The sequence below is a fragment of the Ideonella sp. BN130291 genome (assembly GCF_036231905.1).
Taxonomy (GTDB): Bacteria; Pseudomonadota; Gammaproteobacteria; order Burkholderiales; family Burkholderiaceae_C; genus CAMLIZ01.
Map to the genome: position 1 here is coordinate 223703 of NZ_JAZARE010000006.1, position 20600 is coordinate 244302.

The window sequence follows — 20600 nt, forward strand, 5'->3', positions numbered from 1 at the left end:
TAACGACAGGGGCTTAGAAGCGGAAGTGCGAGAAGGCCTTGTTCGCTTCGGCCATGCGGTGCACTTCGTCGCGCTTCTTCATCGCGCCGCCACGGCCTTCCGCGGCCTCCAGCAGCTCGTTGGCCAGGCGCTGGGCCATGGACTTCTCACCGCGCTTGCGCGCCGATTCCTTCAGCCAACGCATGGCGAGTGCCACGCGGCGGACGGGACGAACTTCCACGGGAACTTGGTAGTTCGCACCGCCGACGCGACGGGACTTCACCTCGACCATCGGCTTCACGTTGTTCAGCGCGGTGAGGAACACCTCGAGCGGATCACGGTTGGCCTTCTTCTCGACTTGCTCGAGCGCGCCGTAGATGATGCGCTCGGCGACAGCCTTCTTGCCCGACTCCATCACAACGTTCATGAACTTGGACAGATCGACGTTGCCGAACTTGGGATCGGGCAGGATCTCGCGCTTGGGTACTTCGCGACGACGTGGCATGGGACTCTTCCTTCTTCAGCTTCAGTTGGCTCGGGCTCTTTTGCCCTTGCCGCGAAAGACCACCAGGGCCTTCCACTTACTCGGCAAGCCATGTTTGACGGGCTGCCGCAACACACGTTCCGAGCTTTGCAGCCGGACGTGACATGACCTTGACGATTTAGGCCTTCTTCGGACGCTTGGCGCCGTACTTGGAGCGCGACTGCTTGCGGTCTTTCACGCCTTGCAGGTCGAGCGAACCGCGCACGATGTGGTAGCGCACACCCGGCAGATCCTTCACACGGCCGCCGCGCACCAGCACGACGCTGTGCTCTTGCAGGTTGTGGCCTTCGCCGCCGATGTAGGAAATGATCTCGAACCCGTTGGTCAGGCGAACCTTGGCCACTTTACGCAGCGCGGAGTTCGGTTTCTTGGGGGTCGTGGTGTAGACGCGGGTGCAAACGCCGCGACGCTGCGGCGAGTTTTGCATCGCCGGCGATTTGGACTTCGTGGTCTCGACCTGGCGGCCGTGACGCACGAGCTGGTTGATGGTTGGCATAGGTGAACTTGTTCCCGTTTGAAGTCACTCGATTTCCGTCAGATGCCGAGCACTCCAGTGGGGAGACGGGCCCGAAGCCGGATGTGGAGGGCGCAAGAAAAACGCCCTGACCCGGTGAGCCGCTCGACAAAGAGCGCAGCAGAATCTGCCGAAAAGCCCTCCATTATAGGGAGCAGGCGCCTCAGCAGCAAGTTGTCCACAAGTCAAGCCCGGGAGAACGACCGGGTTGTCAGAATACTGAACATAAAGTGAGTGAGCACTCTCCAGAGAACGGCTGCGCCGGCGTCACCAATGGCGCGCCCCGCCTCGTCCTGGACACCAACGTCGTGTTCGATTGGCTGGTGTTCGGCAATCCGGCACTGGCCCCGGTGATCGCGGCGATCGGTGCAGGGGAGGTCCAGTGGGTCGCCACCGAAGCGATGCGCGCGGAAATGGCCCACGTGCTGCAGCGCGGCCTGCCGGGCGGCCGAACCGTGGATCCCTTGAGCTGGCAAACCGCCTGGGCGCGCCACGCGCTGCTGGTGGATCCGCCGCTGGCGCCGTTGAACCTGCCGCGCTGCAGCGACGCCGACGACCAGAAGTTCATCGACCTGGCCATCGGCATGCGTGCGCGCTGGCTGCTGACGCGCGACCGCGCCGTGCTGAAACTGGCTCGCCGCGCGCGCGCCTACGGCGTGCAGGTGCTCACGCCGGAGCGCTGGAGTCTGGTGTCCCCCGGCTGAACTCCCGCAGCAGGCACCGGGCGCTGGCCAGGTTGGTGGCGCAAGGCACGTTGTGCACGTCGCACGCCCGCACCAGCGCATTGATGTCCGGTTCGTGCGGCTGCGGCGTCATGGGATCGCGCAGGAAGATGACCGCGTCCACGCCGCCCACCGACAGCCGGGCGCCGATCTGCAGGTCACCACCGAGCGGCCCGCTCAACAGGCACTCCACCGCGAGCCCGGCCTCGGCCTGCAGCCGCCCGCCGGTGGTGCCGGTGGCCACCAGCTCGCAGCGGCCCAGGAAGCCGGCGAACTCGCGCGCCAGCGCCACCATGTCGTCCTTCTTGTGGTCGTGGGCAATCAAGGCGATCTTCATCAGCCCATCATAGGCAGCGGCCGTTACAGCCGGGCATCAGAAACGAAAAAGGGGCGACCGAAGCCGCCCCTTGTGCGCAGTGGAGACGCTGATTACTCGGCGCCGCTGTCGCTGTTGGCGTCCACCTGTGCCATCTGCACGGCAGCCAGTTCCTCGGCTTCCTGCATGGCGATGGCGCGGCGTTCGCTCTCGTCCATCTCTTCCTTCGCCTTGCGGGCATCGTGGAAGGCCATGCCGGTGCCGGCAGGAATCAGGCGGCCGACGATGACGTTCTCCTTCAGGCCACGCAGCTCGTCGCGCTTGCCCATGATGGCCGCTTCGGTCAGCACGCGGGTGGTCTCCTGGAAGGAGGCCGCGGAGATGAACGAGTCGGTCGACAGGGACGCCTTCGTGATGCCCAGCAGCACGTCGGTGTAGGTCGCTTCCAGCTTGCCTTCGGAGCGCAGGCGGTCGTTGGTGTCGAACAGCTCCGAACGCTCGACCTGCTCGCCGGCGATGTAGTTGCTGTCACCCGGGTTGGCGATCTGCACGCGACGCAGCATCTGGCGAACGATCACCTCGATGTGCTTGTCGTTGATCTTCACGCCCTGCAGGCGGTAGACGTCCTGGACCTCGTCGACGATGTAGCGCGCCAGCTCCTCGACACCCAGCAGGCGCAGGATGTCCTGCGGATCCGCCGCGCCGTCGACGATGAGTTCGCCACGGTTGACCACCTGGCCCTCGTGCACCAGGATGTTCTTTTCCTTGGGCACCAGCTCTTCGTAGACCTTGCCGTCCGGATCGGTGATCTGCAGGCGCACCTTGCCCTTGGTCTCCTTGCCGAAGGACACCGTGCCGGTGATCTCGGCGAGGGTGCCGACATCCTTGGGCGAACGGGCTTCGAACAGCTCGGCCACGCGGGGCAGACCGCCGGTGATGTCACGCGTCTTCTGGCCTTCGACCGGAATACGGGCGAGCACTTCACCAGGCGCCAGGTCCTGGCCGTCGCGGATCTGGATCAGCGCGCCGACCGGGAAGCCGATGGTCACCGAGTGGTCGGTGCCGGGGATCTTCACCTCGTTGCCACCGGCGTCCAGCAGCTTGACCTGCGGGCGCACGATCTTGGTCGCACCACGGCGCTTCGGATCGATCACCACCAGCGTGGACAGGCCGGTGACCTCGTCCACCTGCTTGGCGACGGTGACACCCTCTTCCACGTTCTCGAAGCGCGCCTTGCCGGCGAACTCGGTGATGATGGGGCGGGTCAGCGGGTCCCAGTTGGCCAGCACGGTGCCGGCCTTGATCTGCTGGTCGGCCTTGACGTTCAAGGTGGCGCCGTACGGCACCTTGTGGCGCTCGCGCTCGCGGCCATGCTGGTCGGAGATGATGATTTCCCCGGAACGGGAAATCACCACCAGCTCGCCCTTGCCGTTGGTCACGTAACGCATCGTGGGGTTGAAGCCGATGAAACCATCGGACTTCGCATCCACGCTCGAGGCCACCGCTGCACGCGAGGCCGCACCACCGATGTGGAACGTGCGCATCGTCAGCTGCGTGCCGGGCTCGCCGATCGACTGGGCGGCGATCACGCCAACCGCCTCACCGACGTTCACCAGGCCGCCACGGCCCAGGTCGCGGCCGTAGCAGCGTGCGCACAGGCCGAATCGCGTGGCGCAGGTCAGCGGCGTGCGGACCTTCACCTCGTCGACACCGGCGGCTTCCATCACGTCCAGCGCATCTTCGTCCAGCATTTCGCCGGCCGCGATCAGCGCCTGCTGCGTCTCGGGGTGCACCACCTCGATGGCCGCCACACGACCCAGGATGCGGTCGCGCAGCGATTCGATGACTTCACCGCCTTCGACCAGCGCGCGCATCGCGATGCCGTTCTGGGTGTCGCAATCGACTTCGGTGACCACCAGATCCTGCGTCACGTCGACCAGGCGGCGCGTCAGGTAGCCGGAGTTCGCCGTCTTCAGCGCCGTGTCCGCCAGGCCCTTACGGGCGCCGTGGGTGGAGATGAAGTACTGCAGAACGTTCAGGCCTTCGCGGAAGTTCGCCGTGATCGGCGTCTCGATGATGGAGCCGTCCGGCTTGGCCATCAGGCCGCGCATGCCGGCCAGCTGGCGGATCTGCGCGGCGGAGCCACGGGCACCGGAGTCGGCCATCATGTAGATGGAGTTGAAGGACTCCTGGTCCACTTCCTTGCCGTGGCGGTCCAGCACCTTCTGCTTGGACAGCTGGCTCATCATGACCTTGCCGACCTCGTCGCCGGTCTTGCCCCAGATGTCCACCACCTTGTTGTAGCGCTCGCCGGAGGTCACCAGGCCCGAGACGTACTGCTGCTCGATCTCCTTGACTTCCTTCTCGGCACGCTCGATCAGGCCGTGCTTCTCCTTGGGCACCAGCATGTCGTCGATGGCGATCGAGATGCCGGCGCGGGTGGCCAGCCGGAAGCCGCTTTGCAGCAGCTTGTCGGCGAACACCACGGTCTCCTTCAGGCCGCACTTGCGGAAGCTCACGTTGATGAGCTTGGAGATTTCCTTCTTCTTCAGCGCCTTGTTGATGTTGCTGAAGGGCAAGCCCTTGGGCAGGATCTCGCTGAGCAGCGCACGGCCCACGGTGGTGTCCACCAGCTTGGTCTCGGGCGTGAACTCGCCGGTGTCCTTGTTCTTGACGTACTCGGTCAGGCGCACCGTCACCTTGGCGGTGATCTCGACCTGCTCGTTGTCGAGCGCACGCTGCACTTCCGGGATGTCCGAGAAGATCATCCCCTCGCCACGGCCGTTGATGCGCTCGCGGGTGGCGTAGTACAGGCCCAGCACCACGTCCTGCGACGGCACGATCGACGGCTCGCCGTTGGCCGGGAACAGCACGTTGTTGGAGGCCAGCATCAGCGCGCGGGCTTCCATCTGCGCCTCGATGGACAGCGGGATGTGCACGGCCATCTGGTCGCCGTCGAAGTCGGCGTTGAAGGCTGCGCAGACCAGCGGGTGAAGCTGGATCGCCTTGCCTTCGATCAGCACCGGCTCGAACGCCTGGATGCCCAGGCGGTGCAGCGTCGGCGCGCGGTTCAGCAGCACCGGGTGCTCCTTGATCACTTCCTCAAGGATGTCCCACACCACCGGCGTGCCGGATTCGACTTCCTTCTTCGCCGCCTTGATCGTCGTCGCGATGCCCATGGCTTCCAGGCGCGAGAAGATGAAGGGCTTGAAGAGCTCCAGCGCCATCAGCTTGGGCAGGCCGCACTGGTGCAGCTTGAGCGTCGGGCCCACCACGATGACCGAACGGCCGGAGTAGTCGACGCGCTTGCCCAGCAGGTTCTGGCGGAAGCGGCCGCTCTTGCCCTTGATCATGTCGGCCAGGGACTTGAGCGCGCGCTTGTTGGCGCCCGTCATGGCCTTGCCGCGGCGGCCGTTGTCCAGCAGCGAGTCGACAGCTTCCTGCAGCATCCGCTTCTCGTTGCGGACGATGATTTCCGGTGCCTTCAGCTCCAGCAGCCGCGCGAGGCGGTTGTTACGGTTGATGACGCGGCGGTACAGGTCGTTCAGGTCGGACGTGGCGAAGCGGCCGCCATCCAGCGGCACCAGCGGACGCAGGTCCGGCGGCAGCACGGGCAGCACTTCCAGCACCATCCAGTTCGGCTTGATGCCGGACTTCTTGAAGGCCTCCATGACCTTCAGGCGCTTGGAGTTCTTCTTGACCTTGAGCTCCGAGCCGGTCATGTCGCCGCGCAGCTTCTCGATCTCGGTGTCGAGGTCCATTTCCTCGAGCAGCTTCTTGATGCCCTCGGCACCCATCGAAGCCACGAACTCGTCACCGAATTCCGCGCGCTTGGCGTCGTAGTCGTCCTCGCTCATGATCGAGAACTTCTTCAGCGGCGTCATGCCGGGGTCGACCACGACATACGCTTCGAAGTACAGCACGCGCTCGATGTCGCGCAGCGTCATGTCGAGCACCAGGCCCAGGCGCGACGGCAGGCTCTTCAGGAACCAGATGTGCGCACAGGGCGCGGCCAGGTCGATGTGGCCCATGCGCTCGCGGCGCACCTTGGTCTGGGTGACTTCAACGCCGCACTTCTCGCAGATCACGCCGCGGTGCTTCAGGCGCTTGTACTTGCCGCACAGGCACTCGTAGTCCTTGATCGGGCCGAAGATCTTGGCGCAGAACAGGCCATCGCGTTCCGGCTTGAAGGTCCGGTAGTTGATGGTCTCGGGCTTCTTCACCTCGCCGAACGACCAGCTCCGGATCTTCTCCGGGGACGCCAGGCCGATCTTGATGGCATCGAAATGCTCATCGGGCGTGAATTGCTTGAAAAGGTCCAACAAGCCTTTCATGGCTTCTCCTTCAATTGCGTAACTGGAAAGAAATCTGGCGTGATCAAAGGCGCGTCAGGCTAGGCGCGAGGGAGGGCCGCATAGCAGCGCTACGCAACCGACCGAGCAACGACGCATGGCGCGGCTTTGGCACGTCAGTTCCTTTCCAGTTCGATGTCGATGCCCAACGAACGAATTTCCTTGACCAGCACGTTGAACGACTCGGGCATGCCGGCGTCGATGGCGTGTTCACCCTTGACGATGCTTTCGTACACCTTGGTGCGGCCGTTCACGTCGTCGGACTTGACCGTCAGCATCTCCTGCAGGATGTAGGAGGCGCCATAGGCTTCCAGCGCCCACACTTCCATCTCACCGAAGCGCTGGCCGCCGAACTGCGCCTTGCCGCCCAGCGGCTGCTGGGTGACGAGCGAGTACGGGCCGGTCGAGCGGGCGTGCATCTTGTCGTCCACCAGGTGGTGCAGCTTCAGCACGTGCATGTAGCCCACGGTGACCGGGCGCTCGAAAGCGTCGCCGGTGCGGCCGTCGTGCAGGGTGGCCTGGGTGCGGGTGGCTGTGAGGCCCTTCTTGGCAGCAATGTCGTCCGGATAGGCGAGCTTGAGCATGCCGCGGATTTCTTCTTCCGCAGCACCGTCGAACACCGGGGTCGCGAACGGCACGCCCTTGCTCAGGTTCTGCGCCATTTCCACCACGTCGTCGTCGCTCAGCTCATCCAGGCGCTCGGTCTTGCCACCGGACTTGTTGTACAGCTCGTCGAAGAACTTGCGCAGCTCGGCCACGCGGGTCTCCTGCTGCAGCATGTCGCCGATGCGCTGGCCGATGCCCTTGCCGGCCCAGCCCAGGTGCACTTCCAGCACCTGGCCCACGTTCATGCGCGAAGGCACGCCCAGCGGGTTGAGCACGATATCGCACGGCGTGCCGTCGGCCATGTAGGGCATGTCCTCGACCGGAACGATCTTGGACACCACGCCCTTGTTGCCGTGGCGGCCGGCCATCTTGTCGCCAGGCTGCAGGCGGCGCTTGACGGCGAGATACACCTTCACCATCTTCAGCACACCGGCCGGCAGCTCGTCGCCCTGCGTGAGCTTCTTGCGCTTTTCTTCGAAAGCCAGGTCGAAGCTGTGGCGCGTCTGCTCCAGCGAGTTCTTGATGCTCTCCAGCTGGTTGGCGATCTCGTCGTCCGCCGGGCGGATGTCGAACCAGTGGAACTTCTCGATGCCCGACAGGTAGGCCTTGTCGATCGCGGTGCCCTTGGCCAGCTTCTGCGGGCCGCCGTTGGCGATCTTGCCGATCAGCAGCTTCTCGATCCGGTCGAAGGCATCGGCCTCCACGATGCGCAGCTGGTCGTTCAGGTCCAGGCGGAAGCGCTTGAGCTCATCGTCGATGATCTGCTGGGCGCGCTTGTCGCGCTGGATGCCTTCACGGGTGAACACCTGCACGTCGATGACCGTGCCATTGGTGCCCTGGTCCACGCGCAGCGAGGTGTCCTTCACGTCGGACGCCTTCTCGCCGAAGATCGCCCGCAGCAGCTTCTCTTCCGGCGTCAGCGTGGTCTCCCCCTTCGGCGTGACCTTGCCCACCAGCACGTCGCCCGGGTTCACCTCGGCACCGATGTACACGATGCCGGATTCGTCCAGACGCGACAGTTGCTGCTCGCTCAGGTTCGGGATGTCGCGGGTGATTTCTTCGGAGCCCAGCTTGGTGTCGCGCGCCATCACCACCAGTTCCTCGATGTGGATCGAGGTGTAGCGGTCTTCCGCGACCACGCGTTCGGAGATCAGGATCGAGTCTTCGAAGTTGTAGCCGTTCCACGGCATGAACGCGACCAGCATGTTCTGGCCGAGCGCCAGCTCGCCGATGTCGGTGGAGGCACCGTCGGCGATGATGTCCTCGGCCGCCACCTTGTCACCCCGGCGCACGATCGGGCGCTGGTGGATGTTGGTGTTCTGGTTGGACCGCTGGTACTTGATCAGGTTGTAGATGTCGACGCCGACTTCACCGGCCACCGTCTCGTTGTCGTTCACACGAATCACGATCCGGTTGGTGTCCACATAGTCCACCACGCCACCGCGGCGGGCGGCCACCACGGTGCCCGAGTCCTTCGCGGCCACGCGCTCGACGCCCGTGCCGACGAAGGCCTTCTCGGGGCGCAGCACCGGCACGGCCTGGCGCTGCATGTTGGCGCCCATCAGCGCGCGGTTCGCGTCGTCGTGCTCGAGGAACGGCACCAGCGACGCCGCCACCGACACGATCTGCGTCGGCGCCACGTCCATGTACTGGATGCGTTCCGGCGAGGTCAGCACCGATTCGCCGTTTTCGCGGGCGGAGACCAGTTCGTCGGTGAGCTTGCCTTCCTTGTCCAGCGTGGCGTTGGCCTGGGCGATGACGTACTTGCCTTCCTGGATGGCGGACAGGTAGTCGATCTCCATCGTGACCTTGCCGTCCTGCACACGCCGATACGGCGTCTCCAGGAAGCCGTACTCGTTCAGCTGTGCGTACAGCGCGAGCGAGTTGATCAGGCCGATGTTCGGGCCTTCCGGCGTTTCGATCGGGCAGACGCGGCCGTAGTGGGTCGGGTGCACGTCACGCACTTCGAAGCCGGCACGCTCACGCGTCAGGCCACCCGGGCCCAGGGCGGAGACACGGCGCTTGTGCGTGATCTCCGAGAGCGGGTTGGTCTGGTCCATGAACTGCGACAGCTGGCTCGCACCGAAGAACTCCTTCAGCGCCGCGGAAATCGGCTTGGAGTTGATCAGGTCATGCGGCATCAGGGCTTCGGTCTCGGCCTGGCCCAGGCGCTCCTTCACCGCCTTCTCGATGCGGGCGAGGCCCGAGCGGTACTGGTTCTCGGCCAGTTCGCCCACGCAGCGCACGCGCCGGTTGCCCAGGTGGTCGATGTCGTCCACTTCGCCGCGGCCGTTGCGCAGCTCGACGAGGATCTTCACCACGTCGAGGATGTCCTCATTGGACAGCGTCATCGCGCCTTCGGCGGAGTCGCGGCCCACGCGGGCGTTGAACTTCATGCGGCCCACGCGCGACAGGTCGTAGGTGTCAGCCGAATAGAACAGGCGATGGAACAGCGCCTCGACGGCGTCTTCCGTCGGCGGCTCGCCGGGGCGCATCATGCGGTAGATGGCCACGCGTGCGGCCAGCTGGTCGGCGGTTTCATCGGACGCGAGCGTCTGGCTGATGTAGGCGCCTTCGTCCAGCTCGTTGGTGTACAGGACCTGGATGTCCTTCACGCCGGCACCGCGCAGCTTCTTCAGCAGCATCTCGGTGATTTCGTCGTTAGCCTTGGCGATGATCTCGCCGGTGTCGCCGTCAACGATGTTGCGGGCCACCACGCGGCCGAGCAAAAAGTCTTCCGGCACGCTGACGAACTTGGTGCCGGTCTGCTCCAGGGTGCGCGTGTGGCGCGCCGTGATGCGCTTGTCCTTCTCGACGACGACGTTGCCGTCCTTGTCGGTGATGTCGAAGCGGGCCACTTCACCGCGCAGGCGGTCGGCCACGAACTCCATCTGGGCACCGGTGTCCATCAGACGGAAGTTGTCGAACACGAAGAAGTTGGCGAGGATCTGCTCGGGGTTCAGGCCGATGGCCTTGAGCAGTATCGTCACCGGCATCTTGCGGCGGCGGTCGACGCGGAAATACAGGATGTCCTTCGGGTCGAACTCGAAGTCCAGCCAGGAGCCGCGGTACGGAATGATCCGCGCGCTGAACAGCAGCTTGCCCGAGCTGTGGGTCTTGCCCTTGTCGTGTTCGAAGAACACGCCCGGCGAGCGGTGCAGCTGGCTCACGATGACACGCTCGGTGCCATTGACGATGAACGAGCCGTAGTCGGTCATCAAGGGCACTTCGCCCATGTAGACCTCCTGCTCCTTGATCTCCTTGACCACCTTGGCCGGCGCCGACTCGCGGTCATAGATGATCATCTGCAGCTTCGCGCGCACGGCGGCTGCGTACGTCAGGCCACGTTGCTGGCACTCACGGGTGTCGAACGGAGGCTTGGCGATGTTGTATTCGATGAACTTCATCTCCACGAACCCGTTGTGCGACACGATCGGGAACGCGGAAAGGAAAGCCGCCTGCAGCCCTTCGGGCTTGCGCTTCTGCGGTGCCACGTCCTTCTGGAGGAACGCGACATAGGATTCCCGCTGCATGGTGAGCAGATACGGGACGTTGAGGACGCTCTCGCGCTTGCCGAAGCTCTTGCGAATACGCTTGCGCTCGGTGTAGCTGTAGGAGGAAGATGCTTGCGCCATAAGGACTCCGTGTCGAACCCGTCTCTGGCCGTGAGCCGGGTTTCGTCGGCGACTGGCTATTCGGGTCCCATCACGAACGGACGGCCCGAAGCTTGGTGGCTGGCCACTACCAGCCGCTGGCGGACAACCCCGGCATTGCACCGGAGCCCGACCAAACCGTTCTCTGCAGTCGGATCAGAGAACACTTGGGAGAACCCTCGATTGTCACCGAGGATGCTCCCAGCTGCTCTCAGGGCCGACAAAAACCATGCCGGCCTTGAAGCGCGAAAGGCTGGGAGCCTTTTTCCGGCTCCCAGCCTCCCCCGGACGAGTGGAATTACTTCAACTCGACCTTGGCGCCGGCGTCTTCCAGCTTCTTCTTGGCAGCTTCGGCGTCGGCCTTGGCAATGCCTTCCTTGACGGCCTTGGGCGCGCCGTCGACCAGGTCCTTGGCTTCCTTCAGGCCCAGGCCGGTGATTTCGCGAACTGCCTTGATGACGGACACCTTGTTGGCGCCGGCTTCGAGCAGCATCACGTTGAACTCGGTCTTCTCTTCGGCGGCCGGAGCGGCAGCACCGCCACCACCGGCGGCCGGGGCAGCCATGGAAGCGGCGGACACGCCAAACTTCTCTTCAATGGCCTTCACCAGGTCATTGAGTTCCATCACGGACATGCCGTCCAGGGCGGTCAGGAAAGCGTCTTTGTCGAATGCCATTTGGGATTCCTCGATTCAGTAGATAAGTTGCAGTGAGCTGTTCGTGATCAGGCAGCTGCCGCTTCAGCGGCGGCCGGCGCTTCCGCGCCGCCACCCTTCTTCTCGGCCAGTGCGGCGAGCACGGCGGCGGTGCGCTGGATCGGCGCCTTGAGCAGGCCGGCCAGCTGGGACAGCAAGACTTCCTTGCTCGGGATCGCGGCCAGGGCCTTCACCCCGTTGGCGTCCAGTGCCTTGCCGGCATAGGCGCCAGCCTTCACGATCAGCTTGTCGTTGGTCTTGGCAAAGTCGGAAATGACTTTGGCCGCGGCAACGGCGTCTTCGGAAAAGCCGTAGATCAGCGGGCCTACCATGGCATCCGCGGCCACCTCGAACGGGGTGCCGGCGACGGCGCGACGGGCCAGGGTGTTCTTCAGCACGTGAAGGTACACACCCTTGGACCGCGCATCGACGCGCAGCTTGTTCAGGTTTTCCACGGTGAGGCCACGGTACTCGGCCAGCGCCAACGTCTGCGAACGCGCGGCTTGCGCGGCCACATCCGTCACGACGGCTGCTTTCTCGTTGCGGTTGAGACTCAAGGTCTGACTCCTCACACAAGTGCCTTTGCCTGGCGGCTCCAGCACTACCTAAGTTCAGCGACCTACTGCCTCGGGAATCGAATTCCTTCAGAAGCGGGACCGCCATCTGCGCTGGTTGTCCGGACCGCACTTGCGCGCGGGCCTTGCGATTAGGAGGCTTTCACCCCACCAGCGGTCTTGGATGGCCCGGAGCAGCTTGCGCCGCACCGGCCCACCAATTCATCGGCGACGCGCCAGACACTCGCGCCGCCTCGTTTCTCTTGGGCTTTAGCCCTGAGCGGCCTGCGCCACGGTGGACGCGTCCACACGCACACCCACTCCCATGGTCGAGGACACCGCCACCTTGCGGATGTAGATACCCTTGCTCGACGCCGGCTTGGCCTTGTTCAGCGCATCCAGCAAGGCGGCGAGGTTGCCCACCAGCTTGTCGGAGTCGAACGAACGGCGGCCGATGGTGCCGTGCACGATACCGGCCTTGTCGACGCGGAACTGCACCTGGCCGGCCTTGGCGTTCTTCACCGCGGTGGCCACGTCGGGCGTCACGGTGCCGACCTTCGGGTTCGGCATCAGGCCGCGCGGGCCCAGGATCTGGCCCAGCGTACCGACCACGCGCATCGTGTCCGGCGAGGCGATCACCACGTCGAAGTTGATGTTGCCTGCCTTGACCTGCTCGGCCAGGTCTTCCATGCCGACGACGTCGGCACCGGCGGCCTTGGCTTCTTCGGCCTTGGCGCCCTGGGCGAACACCGCCACGCGCTTGGTCTTGCCGGTGCCGTTGGGCAGCACGACGGCGCCACGCACGACCTGGTCCGACTTCTTCGCGTCGATGCCCAACTGCACGGCCACGTCGATGGACTCATCGAACTTGGCGGTGGCAGCGTCCTTGACGATCGTCAGCGCGTCGGTGATCGGGTACAGCTTCAGGCTGTCGACCTTGCCCTGCAGGGCCTTCTGTTTCTTCGTGAGCTTGGCCATCATCAGACTCCTTCGACCGTCACGCCCATGGAACGGGCGGTGCCGGCGATCGTGCGCACGGCGCCTTCCAGATCGGCGGCGTTGAGGTCCTTCATCTTGGTCTTCGCGATCTCCTCGATCTGTGCGCGGGTCAGCTTGCCGACCTTGTCCAGGTGCGGACGGGCCGAGCCCTTCTGCAGCGAGATCGCCTTCTTGATCAGCACGCCGGCGGGCGGGGTCTTGATCTGGAAGGTGAAGGACTTGTCGGCGAAGGCGGTGATGACCACCGGCAGCACCAGGCCCGGCTCCACACCCTGGGTCTGGGCGTTGAACGCCTTGCAGAACTCCATGATGTTGAGGCCGCGCTGACCCAGTGCCGGGCCGATCGGGGGAGAAGGGTTGGCCTTGCCGGCCGGAACTTGCAGCTTGATGAAGCCGACGATTTTCTTTGCCATGATGGCTCCTCGAGTTCAAACGTCTGCCGAAGCAGACTCCTCGTCCGTGTGGCCCTGACTCAAGAACGAACGTCGCGCACCGGGCCACCACCCGCGCGCAACACCGGAAAACTCAGACCTTTTCGACCTGCGAAAAGTCCAGCTCGACGGGAGTCGCACGACCAAAGATCGTGACCGACACGCGGACCTTGGACTTTTCGTAGTTCACGTCCTCGATGGCGCCGTTGAAGTCGGTGAACGGACCTTCCTTCACACGCACCAGCTCGCCAACCACCCACTCCACCTTGGGACGGGGCTTCTCGACGCCTTCCTGCATCTGGTTGACGATCTTCATCACCTCGGCTTCGGAGATCGGCGCCGGGCGGTTCTTCGCGCCGCCGACGAAGCCGGTGACCTTGCTGGTGTGCTTGACCAGGTGCCAGGACTCGTCGTCCATCAGCATCTCGACCAGCACGTAGCCGGGAAAGAAACGGCGCTCGGTGACGGCCTTCTTGCCGTTCTTGAGCTCCACCACCTCTTCGGTGGGCACCAGGATGCGGCCGAACTTGGCCTGCATGCCGGCGCGCTCGATGCGCTCGCGCAGGTTGCGTTCCACCGCCTTCTCCATGCCGGAGTACGCGTGCACCACGTACCAGCGCAGCGGGTTCGGGTTGGCAGCCGGGGCGGCGGCATCGGGGGTGCTGTTGTCTTGTTCGCTCATGGCAGTGTCCTTACCGCTTCCAGCCCAGGATCAGGTCGTACAGCACCCACTCCAGCGTCTTGTCGGTGAGCCACAGGAACAGGGCCATCACCACCACGAAGGCGAACACGTACGCCGTCATCTGCACCGCTTCCTTGCGGGTGGGCCAGACAACCTTCTTGACCTCGCGCACCGAATCGCGCCCGAAGGCGATCAGCTGCTTGCCGTTTTCCGAGGTGAAGAACAGGGCCACGGCCGCTGCCAGGATCAGCAGCAGCGCGCCCACGCGCAGCCACAGGTCCTGCCTGCCCAGCAGGTAGAACGCCACGACGGCACCGACCACCAGCAGGCCGGCCGCGACGAGCTTGGCCTTGTCCGCACCGGTGGAGACGGTTTCGACTTGAGGATTGGTGGTCATCACTTTCACTTCGGTTCCCGATGGCGGGCCTCATTTCACGCGCCGCCATCAGCAGCAAAGCCCGCCGGGCAAAAAACCACCCGCGGGCTGCTTTGTCTGGCCGTTCAAGCCCTCGTGGTCACGAGAGCTTGGCAGGGGCAGAGGGTCTCGAACCCCCAACCTTCGGTTTTGGAGACCGACGCTCTGCCAATTGAGCTATGCCCCTGCGGCCTTTGCAGGTTCTGTTACTCGATGATCTTGGCCACCACGCCGGCGCCGACGGTGCGGCCGCCTTCACGGATGGCGAAGCGCAGGCCTTCTTCCATCGCGATCGGGGCGATCAGCTTGACGGTGATGGCCACGTTGTCGCCGGGCATCACCATTTCCTTGTCCTTGGGCAGCTCCACCGCGCCGGTCACGTCCGTGGTGCGGAAGTAGAACTGGGGACGGTAGTTGTTGAAGAACGGGGTGTGGCGCCCGCCTTCTTCCTTGCTGAGCACGTAGATCTCGGCGGTGAAGTGGGTGTGCGGCTTGACGCTGCCGGGCTTGCACAGCACCTGGCCGCGCTCGACGTCTTCACGCTTGGTGCCGCGCAGCAGGATGCCCACGTTGTCGCCAGCCTGGCCTTGGTCGAGCAGCTTGCGGAACATTTCCACGCCGGTGCAGGTGGTCTTTTGCGTGGCCTTGATGCCCACGATTTCGATTTCTTCGCCGACCTTGACCACGCCACGCTCGACGCGCCCGGTCACCACGGTGCCGCGGCCGGAGATGGAGAACACGTCTTCCACGGGCATCAGGAAGGCGCCATCGACCGCACGCTCAGGCGTGGGGATGTAGCTGTCCAGTGCGTCGGCGAGCTTGAAGATGGCTTGTTCGCCCAGTTCGCCCTTGTCGCCTTCCATGGCGAGCTTGGCCGAGCCGTGCACGATGGGGGTGTCGTCACCGGGGAAGTCGTACTTGCTGAGCAGTTCGCGCACTTCCATTTCGACGAGCTCGAGCAGCTCGGCGTCGTCGACCATGTCGCACTTGTTCAGGAACACGATGATGTAGGGCACGCCCACCTGACGGGCCAGCAGGATGTGCTCGCGCGTTTGCGGCATCGGGCCGTCAGCGGCCGACACCACCAGGATGGCGCCGTCCATCTGGGCCGCACCGGTGATCATGTTCTTCACGTAGTCGGCGTGCCCGGGGCAGTCGACGTGCGCGTAGTGGCGGTTGGCGGTTTCGTATTCGACGTGCGCGGTGTTGATCGTGATGCCGCGCGCCTTTTCTTCCGGCGCCGCATCGATCTGGTCGTAGGCCTTGGCCTCGCCGCCGAACTTGGTCGACAGCACCGTCGTGATCGCCGCCGTCAGCGTCGTCTTGCCATGGTCCACGTGACCAATCGTGCCCACGTTCACGTGCGGCTTGGTCCGTTCAAATTTGCCTTTTGCCATGTTGTGCGCTCCTAGCGATCGTCAACGGAAGTCGAGCTGAATTGGTGGTGCCCATGACGCGGATCGAACGCGTGACCTCTCCCTTACCAAGGGAGTGCTCTACCACTGAGCCACATGGGCATCGACACGGATCTGGGCTCTTGCTTCAGCACATCGCTTCACAACATCAGCGCAGCGCTTTGCAAAAAACCACACCCGTGTCGACGGGCTTGCTGGAGCGGGAGACGGGAATCGAACCCGTGTCATTAGCTTGGAAGGCTAAGGTTCTACCATTGAACTACTCCCGCACTCGTCATGAAGACTGGAGTCGTCCCGTCCCGTGAGCCCGCGCCAGCAACGCCGCGAGCCCACATCTCAAAAGTTTCGCCTGGTGGAGGAGGCTGGATTCGAACCAGCGTAGGCGTAAGCCAACAGATTTACAGTCTGCCCCCTTTAGCCACTCGGGCACCCCTCCGCGGCGAACCGCAGAATATAGCACGGGTTTTTTGCTTCAGCAACGAGTCGGCCGGAGTTCAAGCCCAGACGACGGGTTCCCCCAGGCCGTGCGCCAAGATGAAGCGGTTGGCCGCGCTGAAATGGCCGCAGCCGATGAAGGGCACCGGTGGCCGGGTGGCGGACAACGGCGACGGATGGTTGCTCTGCAGCACCAGATGGCCCTCGCCCACTGCCTCGATAAGCGGCTTCTTGGCCTGCGCATGCGCGCCCCAGAGCATGAAGACCTTGGGGCCCGGGTCGCCGGCCACCGCAGCAATCAGGCCGTCGGTGAGCGCCTCCCAGCCGCGTTTGGCGTGGCTGGCGGGCGCGCCGTCCTCCACCGTGAGTGCGGTGTTGAGCAGCAGCACGCCCTGGCGCGCCCAGTCGCCCAGGTGGCCGTGCGCGGGCAACGGGCAGCCCAGGTCGCGCTGCAGTTCCTTGTAGATGTTGCGCAGGCTGGGCGGCAGCTTCTGGCCGGGCGGTACCGAAAACGCCAGACCCTCGGCCTGGCCGGCGCCGTGGTACGGGTCCTGCCCCAGGATCACCACCCGCACCCGATCGCGCGGCGTGAGTTCGAGTGCCCGCAGCACCTGGGCCGGGTAGATCACCGCGCCGGCCTGCTGCCGGCTGCCCACATGCGCGAGCAGAGCCTCGCCGGCCGGGCTGGCACGCCAGGCGTCCACCACGGGCTGCCAGCCCCCGCCCACCTGGCCGACAAGCTCGGACAGCGGCTGCCGGAGCTGGTTCATGCAAACAGCTGCGCCAGCGCCGCTCCGGGGTCGTCGGCTCGCATGAAGGCCTCACCCACCAGGAACGCATTCACGCCGGCGTCGCGCATGCGCTTGACGTCCCCCGGCTGCAGGATGCCGGACTCGGTGACCAGCAGCCGGTCGCGCGGCACCTGGGGCAGCAGATTCAGCGTGGTGTCCAGCGTCACCTCGAAGCTGCGCAGGTTGCGGTTGTTGATGCCCACCAGCGGCGTCTTCAGCCGCAACGCGCGCTCCAGTTCGTCCCCGTCGTGCACCTCCACCAGCACCGCCATGCCGAGGTCGAAGGCGCAGGCTTCCAGGTCCGCCATCAGCGCGTCGTCCAGGCAGGCGGCGATCAACAAGATGCAGTCGGCCCCCATGGCGCGGGCCTCGAGCACCTGATACGGGTCGATCATGAAGTCCTTGCGCAGCACCGGCAGCGCGCAGGCGGCACGGGCCTGGCGCAGGTACTCGGCATCGCCCTGGAAGAACTGGCGGTCCGTCAGCACGCTGAGGCAGGCGGCGCCATGCTCCGCATAGCTGGCGGCAATGTCCGCCGGCACGAAGTGCTCGCGCAGCACGCCTTTGCTCGGACTGGCTTTTTTGACCTCGGCGATCACCGCGGGCCGGCCAGCCGTGACCTGGGCCTGCAAGGCGCCGGCAAAGTCGCGCAGATCGCCACGCTGCTCGGCGTCCCGGCGCAGGGATGCGAAGTCCCGGCCGCGCCGGGCGGCAGCCACCTCGTCCCGCTTGACGGCAACAATGCGCTGGAGGATGTCTGCGGGCATGTTCAGGCCGCCTTCAACTTCTGCGTCACCGCGACGAACTGGCTCAGCTTGGCCAGCGCCTTGCCGGAGGCCACCGCGTCGCGCGCGCGTTTCACCCCCTCCGCGATGCTGGCCGCCACGCCGGCGCAGTACAGCGCCCCGCCGGCGTTCAGCAGCACGATGTCGCGGATGGGGCCATCCTCGTTGGCGAAGGCGCGCTGGATGCACTGCACCGACTCGTCCTTGTTCGCGACCTTCAGCACCCGGGTGTCGTACACCGGCAGGCCGAACTCGCTGGGGTGCACGGTGTACTCCTTGACCTCGCCGTTGACCAGCTCGCCGATCAGCGTCTCGCCGGACAGCGAGATCTCGTCCATGCCATTCATGCCGTAGACCACCATCACATGCTCGGCCTGCAGGCGCTGCAACACACGCACCTGGATGCCGACCAGGTCGGGGTGGAACACACCCATCAGCTGGTTGGGCGCACTGGCCGGGTTGGTGAGCGGGCCCAGGATGTTGAAGATGGTGCGCACGCCCAGTTCCTTGCGCACCGGGCCGGCGTGTTTCATGGACGCATGGTGGTTGGGCGCGAACATGAAGCCGATGCCGGTTTCCTCCAGGCACAGCGCCACCTGCTCGGGCGTGAGCATGATGTTGGCGCCCAGGGCTTCCAGCACGTCGGCGCTGCCGGAGCTGGACGACACGCTGCGCCCGCCGTGCTTGGCGATACGCGCGCCGGCCGCGGCGGCCACCACCATGGCGGCGGTGGAGATGTTGAAGGTGTGCGCCGCGTCGCCGCCGGTGCCGCACACGTCCACCAGGTGCGTCTTGTCCGCCACATGCACCGGCGTGGCGAACTCGCGCATCACCTGGGCTGCCGCGGCGATCTCGCCGATGGTTTCCTTCTTCACCCGCAGGCCCATGGCCAGCGCGGCGATCATCACCGGCGACATCTCGCCGCTCATGATGCGGCGCATCAGCGCCAGCATCTCGTCGTGGAAGATCTCGCGGTGCTCGATGACGCGGGTCAGCGCCTCGGTGTTGGTGATGGCCATGCGGGCTCCTGGACGGCTAGAGGGTGTCGCGCAGGATCTGCACTGCGCGTGCAATGTCGCCGTGCGACACGTCGAGGTGGGTCACGAAGCGCATGCGGTACAGGCCGGTGCACAGCAGCCCGCGCGCCTTCAGCCGCTCCACCACGCCCTGCGCCTTCTCGGGCGCCAGGTCCACGAACACCATGTTGGTCTGCGGCGGCTCGACGGTCACGCCGGGAAGGCCGCGCAGGCGTTCGGCCAGGGTGCGGGCCTTGGCATGGTCGTCGGCCAGGCGGTCGATGTGGTGGTCGAGTGCATACAGCGCAGCGCCGGCCAGCACGCCGGCCTGGCGCATGCCGCCGCCAACCATCTTGCGCCAGCGACGAGCGGCGGCGATGAGGCTGCGCGAGCCGCACAGCGCCGCGCCAGCCGGCGCGCCCAGGCCCTTGGAAAAACACACGGTGGTGCTGTCGAAATGGCGCGCGATCTCCCGCGGCGCCACGCCCGATGCCACGGCGGCATTGAACAGCCGTGCCCCGTCGAGATGAGCCGACAGGCCGCGCGAACGCACCAGGTCGGTGGCCGCCTTCAGGTAGTCCTGCGCAATCACCTTGCCGCCCAGGGTGTTCTCCAGGCACAGCAGCGTGGAGCGCGCGAAGTGCGGGTCGTCGGGCTTGATGGCGGCTTCGATCGCCCCGAGGGCCAGGGTGCCGTCCGGCAGGTGGTCCAGCGGCTGCGGCTGGATGCTGCCCAGCACCGCCGCCCCACCCGCCTCCCAGCGATAGCAGTGGGCCATCTGGCCGACGATGTACTCGTCGCCACGCTGGCAGTGGCTCATCAGCGCCACCAGATTGCTCTGCGTGGCGGTGGGCAGGAACAGCGCCGCTTCGAAGCCCAGCAGGGCGGCGATGCGCTCCTGCAGCGCATTCACCGTGGGGTCGTCGCCGAACACGTCGTCGCCCAACGGCGCGGCCATCATGGCCTCGCGCATGGCCGGCGTCGGCTGGGTGACGGTGTCGCTGCGAAGGTCGATCGGTTTCATGTCAGTGCCGCCCGGCCGCCCAAAGGCGCTGACGCACCCCCTCGGGGGCAGCGAACGAAGTGAGCGTGGGGGTCGTCATCTAGTGCGCTCCCTTGGACATCTGCAGGAAGTTGCGCAGCATGGCATGGCCGTGCTCGCTGAGGATGGACTCGGGATGGAACTGCACACCTTCCATCGGCGTGGCGGTGCCGGCCAGCCCGCGGTGGCGCACGCCCATGATCTCGCCGTCTTCCGAGGTGGAGGTGATCTCCAGTTCCTGGGGCAGCGTCTCGCGTTCGATCGCCAGCGAGTGGTAGCGCACGACCTTGAAGCGTGTGGGCAGGTCGCGGTAGACACCCTGTCCGTCGGTGGCCAGCTCGCTCACCTTGCCGTGCATCTGGCGCTGCGCGCGGATGATGCGCCCGCCCAGCGCGGCGCCGATGCTCTGGTGGCCCAGGCACACACCCAGGATGGGCAGCTTGCCGGCGAAATGCTGGATGGCGCTCACGCACACGCCCGCCTCGGCCGGCGAGCAGGGGCCGGGCGAGAGCACCAGTTGGTCCGGCTTCAGCTGCGCGATGCCCTCGACCGTGATCTCGTCGTTGCGCACCACGCGCACCGTCTCGCCCAGCTCGCCGAAGTACTGCACCAGGTTGAAGGTGAAGCTGTCGTAGTTGTCGATCATCAACAGCAT

General features: G+C 65.3%; 18 protein-coding genes and 4 tRNA genes. 1 reads left to right on the forward strand and 21 read right to left on the reverse strand.

Annotated features, from left to right (window positions below):
• Positions 1-13 precede the first annotated feature (13 nt).
• Together rpsG and rpsL are read right to left on the reverse strand one after the other, a co-directional pair.
• A complete protein-coding gene (rpsG, locus tag VPH43_RS14760; protein ID WP_328578479.1) occupies positions 14-484 on the reverse strand; it encodes a 30S ribosomal protein S7 in 471 nt (156 codons plus the stop codon).
• Positions 485-641: 157 nt separating this feature from the next.
• Positions 642-1019: a 30S ribosomal protein S12 gene (rpsL, locus tag VPH43_RS14765; RefSeq protein ID WP_328578480.1), complete on the reverse strand. Its 378-nt coding sequence runs from the start codon at positions 1017-1019 to the stop codon at positions 642-644.
• A 248-nt stretch (positions 1020-1267) separates the two neighbouring features.
• On the opposite strand from rpsL, the gene VPH43_RS14770 reads away from it, so the two are divergent.
• Entirely contained in the window at positions 1268-1741 is a 474-nt protein-coding gene (locus tag VPH43_RS14770; protein WP_328578481.1) for a PIN domain-containing protein, read from the forward strand.
• Here VPH43_RS14770 and VPH43_RS14775 read toward each other — a convergent pair.
• The 19 genes from VPH43_RS14775 to VPH43_RS14865 form a co-directional block, all read right to left on the reverse strand.
• Positions 1704-2096, reverse strand: coding sequence for a methylglyoxal synthase (locus tag VPH43_RS14775; RefSeq protein WP_328578482.1), 393 nt, complete (start codon positions 2094-2096; stop codon positions 1704-1706). The genes VPH43_RS14770 and VPH43_RS14775 overlap by 38 nt on opposite strands.
• Before the next feature lie 92 nt (positions 2097-2188).
• A complete protein-coding gene (gene rpoC / locus VPH43_RS14780; RefSeq protein WP_328578483.1) occupies positions 2189-6409 on the reverse strand; it encodes a DNA-directed RNA polymerase subunit beta' in 4221 nt (1406 codons plus the stop codon).
• Positions 6410-6543: 134 nt separating this feature from the next.
• Positions 6544-10668 (reverse strand): DNA-directed RNA polymerase subunit beta, encoded by a 4125-nt coding sequence (rpoB, locus tag VPH43_RS14785; RefSeq protein ID WP_328578484.1) that lies wholly within the window; start codon positions 10666-10668, stop codon positions 6544-6546.
• A 316-nt stretch (positions 10669-10984) separates the two neighbouring features.
• A complete protein-coding gene (gene rplL / locus VPH43_RS14790; protein ID WP_328578485.1) occupies positions 10985-11362 on the reverse strand; it encodes a 50S ribosomal protein L7/L12 in 378 nt (125 codons plus the stop codon).
• A 47-nt stretch (positions 11363-11409) separates the two neighbouring features.
• Positions 11410-11937, reverse strand: coding sequence for a 50S ribosomal protein L10 (gene rplJ / locus VPH43_RS14795; protein WP_328578486.1), 528 nt, complete (start codon positions 11935-11937; stop codon positions 11410-11412).
• 267 nt (positions 11938-12204) lie between these two features.
• Positions 12205-12912, reverse strand: coding sequence for a 50S ribosomal protein L1 (gene rplA / locus VPH43_RS14800; protein ID WP_328578487.1), 708 nt, complete (start codon positions 12910-12912; stop codon positions 12205-12207).
• Positions 12913-12914: 2 nt separating this feature from the next.
• Positions 12915-13346: a 50S ribosomal protein L11 gene (rplK, locus tag VPH43_RS14805; RefSeq protein ID WP_328578488.1), complete on the reverse strand. Its 432-nt coding sequence runs from the start codon at positions 13344-13346 to the stop codon at positions 12915-12917.
• A gap of 112 nt (positions 13347-13458) precedes the next feature.
• Entirely contained in the window at positions 13459-14046 is a 588-nt protein-coding gene (gene nusG / locus VPH43_RS14810) for a transcription termination/antitermination protein NusG (RefSeq protein ID WP_328578489.1), read from the reverse strand.
• A 10-nt stretch (positions 14047-14056) separates the two neighbouring features.
• On the reverse strand, positions 14057-14443 hold the full coding sequence (gene secE / locus VPH43_RS14815) for a preprotein translocase subunit SecE (protein WP_328578490.1): 387 nt from the start codon (positions 14441-14443) through the stop codon (positions 14057-14059).
• Between the two features lie 129 nt (positions 14444-14572).
• A tRNA-Trp gene (locus tag VPH43_RS14820) sits at positions 14573-14648 on the reverse strand.
• Positions 14649-14667: 19 nt separating this feature from the next.
• Positions 14668-15858 (reverse strand): elongation factor Tu, encoded by a 1191-nt coding sequence (tuf, locus tag VPH43_RS14825; RefSeq protein WP_328578477.1) that lies wholly within the window; start codon positions 15856-15858, stop codon positions 14668-14670.
• 45 nt (positions 15859-15903) lie between these two features.
• Positions 15904-15978 (reverse strand) — tRNA-Thr (locus VPH43_RS14830).
• A 93-nt stretch (positions 15979-16071) separates the two neighbouring features.
• A tRNA-Gly gene (locus VPH43_RS14835) sits at positions 16072-16145 on the reverse strand.
• Positions 16146-16226: 81 nt separating this feature from the next.
• Positions 16227-16312: transfer RNA gene (locus VPH43_RS14840), tRNA-Tyr, on the reverse strand.
• A 58-nt stretch (positions 16313-16370) separates the two neighbouring features.
• Complete coding sequence (locus VPH43_RS14845) at positions 16371-17081, reverse strand: uracil-DNA glycosylase (protein ID WP_328578491.1); 711 nt, start codon at positions 17079-17081, stop codon at positions 16371-16373.
• Positions 17078-17869: an indole-3-glycerol phosphate synthase TrpC gene (gene trpC / locus VPH43_RS14850; protein ID WP_328578492.1), complete on the reverse strand. Its 792-nt coding sequence runs from the start codon at positions 17867-17869 to the stop codon at positions 17078-17080. Before trpC ends, VPH43_RS14845 begins: the two co-directional genes overlap by 4 nt.
• Positions 17870-17871: 2 nt before the next feature.
• A complete protein-coding gene (gene trpD / locus VPH43_RS14855) occupies positions 17872-18906 on the reverse strand; it encodes an anthranilate phosphoribosyltransferase (protein ID WP_328578493.1) in 1035 nt (344 codons plus the stop codon).
• A gap of 16 nt (positions 18907-18922) precedes the next feature.
• A complete protein-coding gene (ltaE, locus tag VPH43_RS14860; protein ID WP_328578494.1) occupies positions 18923-19927 on the reverse strand; it encodes a low-specificity L-threonine aldolase in 1005 nt (334 codons plus the stop codon).
• Between the two features lie 79 nt (positions 19928-20006).
• On the reverse strand, positions 20007-20600 hold the full coding sequence (locus VPH43_RS14865) for an anthranilate synthase component II (protein WP_328578495.1): 594 nt from the start codon (positions 20598-20600) through the stop codon (positions 20007-20009).